Source organism: Halomicrococcus pelagicus (genome assembly GCF_051917725.1).
Lineage (GTDB): Archaea > Halobacteriota > Halobacteria > Halobacteriales > Haladaptataceae > Halomicrococcus.
Map to the genome: position 1 here is coordinate 286,320 of NZ_JBQBLX010000006.1, position 13,382 is coordinate 299,701.

The following is a 13,382-nucleotide window of genomic DNA, read 5'->3' on the forward strand; positions in this document are numbered from 1 at the left end:
CAAGAGTAGCAGTTAACATTCAGAGCATTTCTGCCCCAGAATTCCAAACTGGGGAATTCAAGGCACAATAGAAAGACAAATGCACACCAGCAATATGCTATGCATGAGTGTTCGTCGTAAAACCTTGCTCCGTTCCACAAGAGTTAATTTTCTGGTCACGTAATAGGCGGTATTGATGGGGTCATCTGTGCTCACAGCAGCAGCTGAGGCCAGTATCATACTGTACACTGTGCCGGTCGTCGGTGTTGAACTGGGGCAGACGGGAGTCACCGCGATCGGTATCCTCATGATTCTGATGCTTCTCATGGGGTCTGGATTCTTTTCATCGTCTGAAATTGCATTATTTTCCCTGCCGACCCACCAGATCGACGCGATGGTCGAAGAGGGCAAGCGTGGCGCGCGGGCGGTCAAGTCCCTCAAAGAGGACCCCCATCGCTTGCTTGTGACGATCCTCGTGGGAAACAACATGGTCAACATCACAATGTCCTCTATTTCGACGACCATCGTCGGCTTCTACTTCGACGCGGGCACGGCAGTACTCGTATCGTCGTTCGGTATCACGTCGATGGTCCTGCTGTTCGGCGAGAGCGCACCCAAGTCCTACGCCGTCGAGAACACCGACTCGTGGGCACGAACCGTCGCTCCCCCCTTAAAAATCGTCGGGAAAGTGCTCTGGCCGCTCATCACCCTGTTCTACTATTTGACAACCATCGTAAACAAGATCACCGGCGGCAGTTCGTCCATCGAGTCGTCGTACGTCACTCGCGACGAAATTAGGAACATAATCAAGACAGGCGAGCGCGAGGGCATCCTCGACGAGGAAGAACGCCAGATGCTCCAGCGCACCCTGCGATTCACCGACGCCACCGCCAAGGAGGTGATGACCCCCCGCCTCGACATGGCGGCCATCTCCAAAGACGCGACCGTCGAGGAAGCCATCAAGCAATGTATCCTGTCGGGACACGCCCGCCTACCGGCTTACCAGAACTCGCTGGACAACGTGATCGGCGTCTTCGACATCCGTGACCTGGACGATTCCAACTACGACGCCTTCGCCGACCTCGAAGTGGAGGATGTGGTCGCCCCGACGCTCCACATCCCCGAGTCAAAGAACGTCGACGAACTCCTCTCGGAGATGCGCGAGAACCGGCTGCACATGGTCATGGTCATCGACGAGTTCGGTACCACCGAGGGCCTCATCACGATGGAGGACGTGCTCGAGGAGATCGTCGGCGAGATACTAGTGGGTGGCGAGGAACACCCGATCGAGTTCGTCAACGACACGGAAGTACTGGTCCGCGGTGATGTCAATATCGACGAAATCAACGAGGCCCTCGACATCGACCTCCCCGAGGGCGAAGAGTTCGAAACAATCGCGGGCTTTATCTTCAACCGCGCGGGTCGCCTCGTCGAACAAGGCGAGGAGTTCGACTACGAGAACGTGACGCTGCGGGCCGAACAGGTGGAAAACACTCGCATTCAGAAGGTCCGAGTGACCGTCGACCGCGACGCCGTCGATTCGGTCGAAACGGAGTCGTCGGCTGGCGAGAGCGACTCCGATTGATCGGCAGTGTCTCAGCGGCTGAGACTCCGATCAGGCTACTCAACGCGTATGAAAATCCCGCGCTGATATATCATGGTTTTCAGATACTGCTCGTTCGGGTGAGTTGCCGGTTCACCCGAACGCAACTGAAGAATCACCAGGCAGTGGAGACATACTGAACGTGCATTCCTGGCAGTCGAGCGGCCTCCCCTGATGCCGCTTTCTAGGCACGCAGGCCGATCAGCGCCACGCGTTCTGAGACGCGGTTGCGGCTCACTTTCGATACATGGAGACGCAAAACCGTGCGATTGGTAGTGCGATCTTCTGCAATTGAAAGTCACTATCTCGAAATATAGGTGAAAAACCATTAGGTGTCGGCAAACGTATTCTGTCTTATCGAGTTATGTACGAGAACATTCTCATCCCGTACGACGGTAGCGAGGGAGCAGCCGAGGTGCTCCATCACGCCAGCGAATTCGCCCACTGGGCCGACGCGACCATCCACGTGCTCTACGTTGCCGACACGACGCGCGACAGCGTCACCGTCGTCGAGGGCCACACTGTCGATGCGCTCGTGCAACAGGGTGAGAACGTCGTTGACGAGGCCGCAAAAACACTGGACACACTCGGGGTTTCATATGACACTGACGTCGTCCAGGGCAATCCGGCCCCGACGATCGTTGAGTACGCCGAACAGTACAACCAGGATCTGGTCGTGATGCCAACTCACGGCCGCGAGGGGGCCTCACGATACCTCGTTGGAAGTGTATCCGAGAAGGTCGTCCGGCTCTCCTCGGTTCCCGTGCTCACAGTCCGCATGCAGCCCGATGAGACGCTGGTGTTCCCCTACGAGAACCTCCTCATCCCGACGGATGGGAGTACCGCTGCGACGCACGCTGCCAATCATCTCGTTGAGCTTGCGGCGTCGCTTGATGCAACTGTACACGTCTTGTCTGTCGTGGACGACACTACACTGGGGATGGATGTCCGGTCGACGATTTCCGGGAAAGAAAGTGAAGAGGCCGCGACCGACGCTGTCGAGACCGTCGTCTCGGAGGCCGAAACACGTGGGGTTACAAACACTGTCCGCCACATCGAACACGGAACACCCGCTGAGGTAATTCTTGACTGCATCGAATCGAACGACATACACGCCGTTGGGATGGGGACGACAGGGAGACGTGGCACGGATCGTATCCTCCTCGGTAGCGTCGCTGAAAAGACCGTACGCTCCGCACCAGTCCCCGTCCTGACTGTCGCGGAACCAGAGTAAATCCTGTCGGTAGGAATGGTTTTCGACGCCTATGTTGATGGAATCTCTGACGAGGTATCGTGTGTCATCTCGATCACGAACGTGCTATGAAGACAGACGTGTCGACTGACCTCGTCACACGGTCCGTTGTGCTCTCCAGCAGACACTCCGTGATTCCCGAGCGACCACTCAGACCCATAACGATGAGACCGGTTTCGTGTTCAGTACTATATTCTACAATCGCTTCGTATGGGACCCCTCGAGTATCGTTCGTACAGAGTCCCTGCGTTTTCGGCCCGCGTTGTCGCCGAATCGAGGGTGTCGGTGGCCATCGTCGCGAGAGTCTTCGAGAGTTCATCGGCGATGTTCCCGACACCGGACGCAGACATTTCGGTTCCGACATCCACGACGTACAGGAAGTGGACGCTCGCGTCAGCGTGAACTCGATGGCGACCAAAATCTGTTGGTCAAGATTAGGAAGATCCCAGCTATGAGGCGGATTCAGAGCTCGAGTGCGTTCATCAGCGGGCAGGTTGATATCCGAGAGACAAATGGTTGATGGGCCTAGCTGACTGTAAACTACCATTGAATTTCTCAAATGAAACTAGTAGAACGGATGAGGGTGTCACAGAACTCTTGCCACGGTCGCTATTTTTCACGGAGGTCAGGGGGATTGGCCGATACGTAGGCCCTGCGAATTGATCACTCGATTTCTAACTGGCCGCTCCCGCCGTCCCCCTCACTGCCGTTCTCGTTCCATTCGAGTTCGAACTCGATACTCAATTCACCCGGGCCATCCGTCGGCCCCTCGCGTTCGGCTTTGACCTCGAACGTCGGGCGGGCGGGCGGCTCCATCGTCACGGACTCGGCACCGGATTTGAGCGTGATCGGCTCCCCTTGTTCGAGCTTATCAACGACACTGCGAAGATACGCTGCGATTTCTTCTCGGCTCTGGTCGCTCTCTGATTTGAACAGGACTTCTTCGGGCATACAGAGATGATACACCGCCTGCGCCAATAAATGCTCCCACGGCCAGTCGAAGAAGCATCCAGACGGTGAGAATCCGTAGGGATGCTCGTGGTCTCGGGCGGATGGGACTGCTGGGAGTGCCAAGCCCCCGGTACTCCTCTCCTCGACCACGTTCGACCCTCGTGGTTGTTTGTGCCCGGCAAGGGTTGAGTGGGCGTCAACGGACTCGGAGCTACTTTCCTCGGGCGTACAGCAGTCAACTCCGCAACCGATTCTGTGAGAATCGGGCGGTCATCAACTGGTTCCGATTACTGTCTTATTGCTTGGGGTGGACAGGCCGCCATCGTAGGACTAGCGGGAATCACTCTGTTCCCAGCCTGATTCCTCGTCTTTTGTAGGATCGCCTGCCAGTTCAAAGTATGGATTAGAAATCTCGTCGGGCTGTTGAACGTGGATTGGGGAGGAGTTGTCGGATTCATTCTGCGGCTTTAGCCGCAGGTATTCTCCTCGAATTTCTATAACGGTGTAGGCGGGAAAGTAGAGAGCCACCTCGTGGATTGCGGTCAAACTGGAAGGCTTGCCTTCTCTCGCCACTCCTCATCTATCCGCGCACCTGTTTCCGCCAGGCTATCGAACACCGTTTCGATGTCCTCGATGGTCGTCCTATGACTGCAAATCGACATCCGGAGGGTGCGCCTGTCGTGGATGGACGTGGTTGTGAGAAATGCGAGTCCACTCTGCACGACTTCGTCTACGATGCGCTGGTTGAGTTCATCGAGGTACTGGTGGACCCGTGCGAGCGGGACCGCCGGTGGGTCGGCCAGCGCCGCCTGGAGGTCTCCGGGGACGTAGCGGAACGAGTAGATGAACAGATTTGGTTCTTGTACCGTCACAAAGTCGTCGTGGTTGCGGGCGAGAGTATCGAGATGCTCAGCACAGTCAACGCTCTTGCGCAGCAGCGCCCGATATCCCTCCAGCCCGTAGTGCTTCAGGGTCATCCAGAGCTTCAACGCACGGAATCCGCGGGACATTTGCGGTCCAAACTCGTAGTAGTCGAATTCCTCTGGTGTCTCACCGATCGACCCCCGAAGATACGACGCGTCCATCGCGAATGCCTTTGCGAGTAGGTCCTGATTGCGGATGAGGACCGCCCCACACTCGTAGGGGATGAATAGCCATTTGTGCGGGTCGAGTGTCACAGAGTTAGCACGCTCCATTCCGTCATAACGCGACTTGAACTCGGGAACCATCGCCCCTACCGCCCCGCAGGCGCCATCGACGTGGAACCAGAGGTCACGCTCCGCGCAGACGTCGGCGAGTGCGTCAAGGGGGTCGATCGCGCTCACATTAATCGAGCCGGCCTGCCCAATGACACAGAAGGGTTCATCTCCGTTTGCTTGGTCGGCATCAAGCATCTGTTCGAGAGCGGCCACGTCTATCGTAAAGTCGTCGTGACTCGGCACTCGTTGGACGGCGTTCCTGCCGAGATTCAGCATGTCCGCGACCCGGACGACGCTGGAGTGCCCCTCGTGATCGGCCACATACAGTGTATACCGCGGTCGGTCAGTCTCCTGCAACCCTGGACCAGTCGTTTCGAAATCAGTACGCTCGCGAAATGCGGTCAGAAGTGCGGTGAAGTTGGCCATTGTCCCGCCGCTGGTTAGCAGACCGCCAGTATCAGATGGGTACCCGACCGCCTCTGCCAGCCACTGGGTGCAACGGCGCTCAATCTCCGTTCCTGAGGGTGCCGGGTGCCAACCGCCGGTGTTCATGTTCACCGTTGCTGCGATGGCGTCGGCTAGCGGCGCAAGCGGGGTGCCTGACCCCATTACGAAGCCAAAGTACCGTGCCGAGGGGTTGTGGGTCGCATACGGGATAACGAACTCTTCAACAGCGTCGAGGATCAGTTCCGGATCTGTCCCCTCCTCGGGAAGAGACTCGTCGAACGCTGCGACGATGTCTTCGGGATTGGCTTGGACGTAGACCGAGCGGTCATCGATACCCTCGTAATAGTCTGCAATCAGGTCTATGGTCCGGTAGCCTAACTCCCGGAACTGGTCGGAATCAAAATCGTTGTCTGACGGCTTTCCATGGGTGGCCATGGAGACAGTACATTATGTGTGACGATAACAATTCCCATACATAGGTTGGTTGAGCAGTCGCGCTAGCCAGTCGGTTCCGCCTAGAAGGTAGTGTACACCGTCCACACGCGCTTCGTGACTGTTCCATGCTATCACCGCACCCCTCGACCACCAGGTCGGTGTCGAGCTGGACGGTGTTCACGATGGTGTCCACCAGCGGTGAGGTGGCTTCGACTTGTTCCCGGAAGTCGGCGAGTTCCACCCCGGAGGCTTAGCATCGATTTCCTCGGCTGTAGCCTCCTGGTTCCAGTGATATCACAACCCCGGGTGTTCTCGTCGTCCAACTCACGCCGGCACCACCCTGGGTGGGGGATGGAACGTCCCGCTGACCACGGTCATCTCTGGTAACACTGGTTGAAACTGTGAGGCCGTGCTGAATAGAGGGCGCGTATTCCTCATCGAATTTTTGCTTAAGTAGTAATTTATGGCAGATTTCAAGAACGGAAATTAGACCTGGTATTCTCTCGGAACCTTCTCGTCCGCGTCGTTGACGAAGAGACGTTCCATCCCGACCACGATGATCAATGCGACGAGAGCCGTTACCAGCAGTGGTGGTAGTGGTTGTTGATATAAGCCGATCTGACCCGCTTCGCTGAGCGACGAGACGATGCCGATCAGGGCCATGAAATTGTGGAAGGCCAGAGCCCCATAGAACGCGTGGCCAACAAAGTAAATGAGGCCCGTTCCCACACTCACGACCGACAGAAGACCGACCATTTCGACCGTGTTGAAGGGAGGGCTGTGAGCGAAGTGATATACGCCGAATAGAAGACTTGAGATTACTAAGGCACCCCCGTTAGCGATATACCGGTTCAAACCCCGATGGTGCAGGAGCGCCGCAACGCTCCCTCCGACGACGACCCAGCACACGACAACCTCTGCGATCGAAACGGGGAGTACTTGCGCAAACACGTTCATCACTACGACGGGATCGGTCGTAGGTGGCTGTTGGAGAGCGTAGAAAGTGAATCCGAGAGTTCCGCCTATCAGAGCAGCGACGACGGCGCGGGGGGTAGATCGAAATCCGAGATGTGAACGGGAGACGAAATCAGACGCGACGAATTCCCGAACGAGTAACAGGGCGACAATTGTACCCACGAGTATGTTCACGACGCCCGTGTACACCAATCTGTCAGTCACAGCTTCTGGGCGGGGCAACGTATGGATTCGACCTTCAAGCAGCCACGTAAGCGCCGTCCACGTGGCGTACGTGCCAACCGCTATGAGCGTCTTCCAGAGCGGCGAAAGGCCCCTGAGGATTGGAAATTCTAATGCCTCTCTTGTCGACTGAACGATCGATCCCATCCAAGTAGGTTCGTTCCCCAGAAGAATAACGATTTAGTACGCTTCACTCCGCTCCAGATAGACCTTCGAGATTCGTAAGGAGAACTCTCTATCGTCGAACTGCTGAACTCAGCCTCTCTATTCAGCACGCCGATTGTGACAGCAGCTCGGTAAGTCGGTGAACAGATGCAAGATACAGGGCGCGTCTCGGTCAAGGCCGTAGTGACAGTATTTGACCGCCTGCTCTACTCCGTGCTGAACGTATGAATACTGGGCATCTCACTATTACTCGACGAGATGAGTCAGGTGATAAGAGCCGTTCGTCAGTGATGGGCCATGCCCCGGACAGACGTACTCGAACTCCGGAATCTGCGCCAGAAGCCGACGAATGCTCTCGGGAATCTGCCTCCGGTCGTAACTGCTGAACCGGCCTGATGGCCGGAGGCTCTCGCCTATGGCGAATGCGAGATCACCAAGGAAGGTAGCGTCGGTCTCCTCGTGATAGAACACGGTGTGCCCAGGCGTGTGGCCTGGCGTGTGAACTGCGTCGAACCCACCGATCTGGTCACCATCCTGAAGCGGGCGAATCGGGAGGTTGGGGAGGGTCATCCGCCTGTAATATAGCCGGTGGAGGGTTTCGAGCCCGTTTCGAGCGGTCCACGGCGGCAGTCGCTCGCCGGTGAGATAGGGGGCTTCTGCGTGATGGATATACACCGGTGCATCCAGGGCCGGCGTGAGCCGAGCGAGCGTTCCGACGTGGTCGGCATCGTAGTGCGTTAACAGTACTCGGTCGATAGTCTCGGGCCTAATTCCCGCCTCGGTGAGGCCATCCCGGACAGTCCGTTCGTCACCCGGCCAACCCGCATCCACGAGCGTCCAGTCGCCGTCCTTGCCGACGAGGTAGACGTTGGGACGGTCCCGTGTCTGACAATCGATTTGCCAGAGCCCCTGGGTGAGCTGGGTTGCCATCAGTAGCGATTCAAGGCTCCCGAAAATAATACACTCGCTTGCTTGCTGAACGGAGCCTCTCTATTCAGCACGGTATTTGTGACAGCAGCACGGTAACTCGCCGAGTCGCTGCAAGATACAGGGCGCATCTGAGGCACGTCAGGAAGTCACAGACACGGAATAGTTGTGGCTGGTGTCGACAATATTATCCAATAGTAGAGTAGAGTAGAGTCTACGGTACGGCATGACGGTCCTCCAGATGTTCGGAATCAATCCACTAGGTGGTTTAGTACTGGCGCTCGTGGTCCCGCTCGTAATCGTTGTCTTCGGGACGTATCTGGGAGTTCTCGGGGCGCTTCAGACGTTCTTCGGTGAGTCGTCGTGACAGGACGTATCGACCGTCGAGGAGGAGTGAGATGTTCGCCCGCCAACCTTCCCCAATGCAGTGAGGAGGTCATAAGACTCCGGTAGTTGGTGGGAGAGATACGCTCTGTATCCAGCACGGCACTTCTGACAGCGACTGGGGAAGTCATCGCGCCCGTGCTGAATAGAGAGCGCGAATGTAGCACAAGGGGAGTCGTATTCGGTTCGCTCAAGTCCGTAGGGATCTCTGAATGAGTCGGCGCGTCAAGTGGCTGTTCCTCAGAGCCAGCGAGCGATTATCGATTCGGTCGTGTTCCGATGGACGGTCAGAACGGGCCCTGCCACACCATTCTCTTTGACCGTGTCGGGGGTAGATCCGAAGAGAAATCGCCGGAGGGTGCCTTTCTGCGGAGCGCCGAGGATGGTGAGGTCGTGGTAGTTGGCGTGTTCGATGATCGCATCTGCGGGGTCTGGTGCGCTGGTGATCAGGTGGTCAACGTCGACCGCGTCGTCCAGCCGGGATTCATAGGCTTCGAGGAGCTTTTCAGCGTCGTTCTTTGTCTCGTCGCTGGCGTCGTCAGGGATGACGTGGAAGAGTTCCAGCCAGCAATCGTATGCTTTTGCGATTGCCTCGGCAACCCGGATTGCGAGTCCCGAATGTGGGCCTGCGGCGACCGCAACGAGGATGCTCGCCGGTGCGTCGAACTGGTCCATCCTGGTTGCGACGACACTGTGGCACTCCGTAGTGACTGGATGGGGAGAATGTCCACTCGGAAGGAGGCTCGTTTCGGCACTGTCGATGACGGTCGTCGTAATCGAGTGGGTGTCAATGAATGACTCAAGAAGTTTCGGGGAACGGATTTCTTCTGTCTGACTCAGGGGCACGGAAAATTGATCTTTGATGGCCTTCTTCACCTCGGCATCGTGGCGGATTACGTCTGTCTTGTCGATTTCGTCATCTATGGCGTGCAAGGGATAGAGCTCACCGTCAGTCCCGAAGGCGATGCTCGCCCCAAGCAGGCTCGTTTCATGCAAATGCACAGCCTCATGGAATGGGACGAGAATGCGTTGGTCCGTCGTCGGCCAGTCGAGATCCTTATGAGCGAGTGTCTGAGGCCACGGTCTGTCCCCCGAATTGATGCTCATAAGTGAAAGGTTCTAGACGTAGGATAATAAAGCTCGTTTACTAACACAGTCACTATAGCGGGGGGACTCCTCAGCCCCTATCACCCCCAACCGGGTCAATGGCAGTTCTACAAGATAGCGCAGTTGGGCCGAGTGTGATTGGACCCATTGGATCCGCTATGATGGCTAGATCCTCTGAGTCGGTCACGCCCTTCCTGACAGAACCCGAGGAGGTCCGACGACCCGTGCTGCATATAGGGCGCATATTCATCAAATTGGTAGTGCGATTTGAGATGACGCTCTAGATAGAGGAGTTAGGCCGGATTACGAGCGGCGATTTTTAAACCACCGAGTCACACGTGACGTGACTCCGAGGTCCCGTTTCGCCATGATGACCGTACTTTGCGCTCGCCGGCCGACGTCTTCAGGGATGGCCCCGAACACGACTTGCTGGAGGAGTCCTTCCCGGGACGCCCCGATGATCGTGAGGTCATGGTCGGCTGATTCCTCGACGATAGCATCCGTGATATCTGTACCGTCGATGATCTCCGTGGTCGCCTCGATGTTCTCAAGTTCAGCTCCGGTCGAATCGAGAATCGATTGCGCATCGTTGTCACGGTCTGATTCGTTCGATCGGACGTATATCACCTTGATGTAGGCACCGTTGCGCCTGGCAATGGCACGGGCGATTTCGGTTGCGAATTCGGCGTGCGGACCGCCAGCAGTCGGCACGAGGATCGAGTCCACGCTCCCGATGGACTCGCTGTCGGCGGCAGGGCCGACACGCTCAACCAGGACGTCACAGCGGGACTTGGTTACCACCTCGTCAACGTTACTACCCAAGACGAAGTCACGACGGCGGGGACGGCTCCGCCAGCCCATCAGCACGAGGTCTATGTCGTCCTGTTCGATCGTATTTAGGATTGCCTGGGACACGTCGTGTCCAATACGGATTTTGCCACTCACCGGGACGTCCGGGCGCTCTTCGTCGGCAAATTCGATTGCTTGGTCGATGACAGCACGTTGCTCATCGACGAACTGGCGCCCCTCTGAAAGCGGCGTCTGTTGCGGAACTGTACCAACGCTTACCACTTCTATCTCGGCATCTCGCTCTTCGGCAAGGTCGAGTGCCGTACGCATCAACTGCTCGACGGTCGCCGGATTTGCCACTGGGACGAGAATCCGTTGCTCGCGTTCCCGCCGTTCTCCGGCGGGCGCTTGCTCGGTTGTGACAGTCGGCGTTTCCTCCTCGATCTTTTCCTCCTCCTTCCGCTGAGAGTATCCGTAGTAGAGGAGGAGCCCCAGGCCCATCCAGATAGCGGTCGTCACGAGGGCGATGAACCCGTGCGAGTCCGGCCCCAGTCCGATTTCCATGCCCAGCGCCGAGAGGAGGAACGGCGTCAACATGAACTGAAGGACGATCCCGATGAGCGGGGGCCACGGCATATACGGGACTTCGTACGTGCGTGGCAGGTCGGGGTGGGTCTTGCGCATCTTGATGACCGTCCAGTTGACCTGCACGAACAGGAGGATGAACATAATGTCCGCTGACGCCGCGACCGTCTCGATCGGCAGTACGACCGCCATCAGTGCGATGAGCACCGCTGAGAGAAAAATTGCCAAGTGGGGCGTTCGCTTCTCGGGGTGAACCTTACTGAAGAGTTCGGGGAGGGCTCTGTCGCGCCCCATTGCAAACGAAACGCGTGACGAGGAGTAGACGGTCGCATTCAAGGCACTCATCGTCGCCGTTAGTCCAGCGACCAAGAGTAACGGGACGCCGTAGGGAACGAACTGGCCGGCCGCCTCAATAATACCGAGTTCGCCCAGATTGCCAAGCAATTGCCACGTGGGCGCACTAGCGGGGACCCCCGCCCGTGCCGCTAGTTCGGGAATCGTCTCGATCCCACCAATCGCGGCGAACGCGACGAGAATATAGATCGGCACGACGATAGCCAGTGAGTAGAAGACAGCCTTCGGGACGTTCTTCCCCGGCTCAACGACTTCCTCGCCTGACTGGACGATGATCTCGTAGCCCTCGAAGGCGATGTACGTAAAGCCCATCGCACCAATAATCCCAACGATACCGTTGGGCGCAAACCGGGGACTATTGAGGAACTTCGCGGGCCAGTTCGGGGTCTGAATCGTCGCCAGAATGCCGAACGCGACGAAGATTCCGAGGATGACGACCTTGATGAACGTCACGATAACGCCCGCCTTGCCTGTTTCCTCAGCGCCGCGATAGTTGATGTACGCGAACAGAGAAACCATGAGGACTGCGAGGATTTTATCCAGCAGTCCACGGCCGATGACCCCCAAGAGCTGGAATCCGTCAGCGAGAACACCACCGTAGACCAGAAACTCGGTGAGGAACACGCCAAACGTCACCGCGTACAGGGAACAGGCGACCGCGTGCGCGAACCAGGACATCCAGCCCGCGTAGAAGCCATTCGGATCGACGAGCGCTTCTTTCACCCAGAGATAGCCCCCACCTGCCTCCGGGAACGCGGCCCCGAGTTCGGCATAGGAGACAGCTGTGAACAGCGCAACAAAGCCATTCAGCGCGAACGCAAGAATCAATGCGGGCCCAGCGAGACCCGCAGCGAACCCCGTGAGGGCGAAAACACCGGCGCCGATCATCGCACCAACGCCGATGAACGTGATGTCGAAGAGACTCATGTCCCGCGAGAGTTCCGTCTCAACATCGCCGGATCCCCCCTGAGTAGCATCACCCGCCGTCTCTTGGGTCACACGATCCGGAGACTCATCATCCATATCCAATCCAATCAGACGCAATATCAAAAAGGGGAGGGAGCGTTTGGGAGGTGATTCACTCCGACTCCTCAGCTGCGACTGACCCGAGGTACTCCCAGTGAATGTCGTCTGATCCATCAGATCTCGGTTCATGTTGAATCCGATAGAGACCCCCTCGAATCACCATGCTTCGTTGTTTCCGTGATCTCGACGAGAACGTATTCTGGAATGAACGGAGCCTCTGTATTCAGCACCCAATTTGTGTCAGCCAGGGACGTTTCAACAGGGACGGCTAAGCCTATTTCTCCGACTTTTTCCTCTCTACTATCGTGGTGGTGTGCTCTTGACCTGGCATCGCACGCGCTCTCGTTAGTATTCCCTACTAACCACGATCAACCTGGAATTCGCTCCGGGCGTCCCATTTCTCGGCGACAGCTCTCCAGTTCCAGTGATATCACATCCCCGGGTGTTCTCGTTGTCCAACTCACGCCGACACCATCCCTACCCCGCGGGTGTAACGCACCGCTGACCACGGTTGTTCGCGGTAACGTCGGTCAAAATCCCGTGCTGATTCCTGTGTATAGAAATTTAATACAATTGTCTATACGAGCAACCTTTATACTGCTCGTGACTCTAGACGTCCGTACGACAGCCATTGGAGTGACGGACGACCACGGGGAGTCCGGAACGGCACTCGATTTCTGCTCTACGTGGTGTTTCTCGTTCTGCGTGCAAGCAACGGCTAGCTGGCGTGAGCGTCCCGTGTTGTTTCCACCGGCCCCATGGATGGTCGCAGAGTGTGGACGAGAACAACAGCACCGATTGTGATATCACTCGCGACCGGGGGGTCTCGGGGAGGTGAGCGTGGGTTTCATTCGACAGCTGGTGTCCCGGCCGCTACTGACCCCCGGCGAGTGATATCATTCACGTCGGCCTGCCGTCACGTCCGAGCCAGTACTGAGCGTTCCATTACGAAGTGCGTCACTGACCGACAGCGACCGACACC

The 13,382-nt window shown here is 57.2% G+C and carries 10 protein-coding genes; 3 read left to right on the top strand and 7 right to left on the bottom strand.

All coding sequences use genetic code 11. The annotated features are described in order from the left end of the window. Nucleotides 1-175: 175 nt before the first annotated feature. Both ACTF4R_RS17365 and ACTF4R_RS17370 read left to right on the top strand, forming a co-directional pair. Nucleotides 176-1,564: a hemolysin family protein gene (locus tag ACTF4R_RS17365; protein WP_440009149.1), complete on the top strand. Its 1,389-nt coding sequence runs from the start codon at nucleotides 176-178 to the stop codon at nucleotides 1,562-1,564. A gap of 382 nt (nucleotides 1,565-1,946) precedes the next feature. Next, nucleotides 1,947-2,816: a universal stress protein gene (locus ACTF4R_RS17370; protein ID WP_440009150.1), complete on the top strand. Its 870-nt coding sequence runs from the start codon at nucleotides 1,947-1,949 to the stop codon at nucleotides 2,814-2,816. A gap of 73 nt (nucleotides 2,817-2,889) precedes the next feature. Here ACTF4R_RS17370 and ACTF4R_RS17375 read toward each other — a convergent pair whose 3' ends face one another. From ACTF4R_RS17375 to ACTF4R_RS17395, 5 genes are all read right to left on the bottom strand, one after another. Then, the gene (locus ACTF4R_RS17375; protein WP_440009151.1) at nucleotides 2,890-3,381 is read right to left on the bottom strand and encodes a universal stress protein; all 492 of its coding nucleotides are present in this window, start codon (nucleotides 3,379-3,381) and stop codon (nucleotides 2,890-2,892) included. Nucleotides 3,382-3,497: 116 nt separating this feature from the next. Then, the gene (locus ACTF4R_RS17380) at nucleotides 3,498-3,785 is read right to left on the bottom strand and encodes an amphi-Trp domain-containing protein (protein WP_440009153.1); all 288 of its coding nucleotides are present in this window, start codon (nucleotides 3,783-3,785) and stop codon (nucleotides 3,498-3,500) included. Nucleotides 3,786-4,327: 542 nt separating this feature from the next. Continuing rightward, nucleotides 4,328-5,866 (bottom strand): pyridoxal phosphate-dependent decarboxylase family protein, encoded by a 1,539-nt coding sequence (locus ACTF4R_RS17385; RefSeq protein WP_440009154.1) that lies wholly within the window; start codon nucleotides 5,864-5,866, stop codon nucleotides 4,328-4,330. Between the two features lie 486 nt (nucleotides 5,867-6,352). Beyond that, a complete protein-coding gene (locus ACTF4R_RS17390) occupies nucleotides 6,353-7,210 on the bottom strand; it encodes a hypothetical protein (RefSeq protein WP_440009156.1) in 858 nt (285 codons plus the stop codon). 264 nt (nucleotides 7,211-7,474) lie between these two features. Beyond that, nucleotides 7,475-8,158 carry an MBL fold metallo-hydrolase gene (locus ACTF4R_RS17395; RefSeq protein WP_440009157.1) on the bottom strand — a complete coding sequence of 228 codons (684 nt, stop codon included), beginning with the start codon at nucleotides 8,156-8,158 and terminating at the stop codon, nucleotides 7,475-7,477. 223 nt (nucleotides 8,159-8,381) lie between these two features. Here ACTF4R_RS17395 and ACTF4R_RS17400 point away from each other — a divergent pair, with 223 nt between their 5' ends. Beyond that, a complete protein-coding gene (locus ACTF4R_RS17400) occupies nucleotides 8,382-8,522 on the top strand; it encodes a hypothetical protein (protein WP_440009158.1) in 141 nt (46 codons plus the stop codon). A 257-nt stretch (nucleotides 8,523-8,779) separates the two neighbouring features. On the opposite strand, the gene ACTF4R_RS17405 is transcribed toward ACTF4R_RS17400, so the two are convergent. Together ACTF4R_RS17405 and ACTF4R_RS17410 are read right to left on the bottom strand one after the other, a co-directional pair. After that, on the bottom strand, nucleotides 8,780-9,646 hold the full coding sequence (locus ACTF4R_RS17405) for a universal stress protein (protein WP_440009160.1): 867 nt from the start codon (nucleotides 9,644-9,646) through the stop codon (nucleotides 8,780-8,782). A gap of 303 nt (nucleotides 9,647-9,949) precedes the next feature. Next, nucleotides 9,950-12,397 carry an amino acid permease gene (locus tag ACTF4R_RS17410; RefSeq protein ID WP_440009162.1) on the bottom strand — a complete coding sequence of 816 codons (2,448 nt, stop codon included), beginning with the start codon at nucleotides 12,395-12,397 and terminating at the stop codon, nucleotides 9,950-9,952. Nucleotides 12,398-13,382 lie beyond the last annotated feature (985 nt).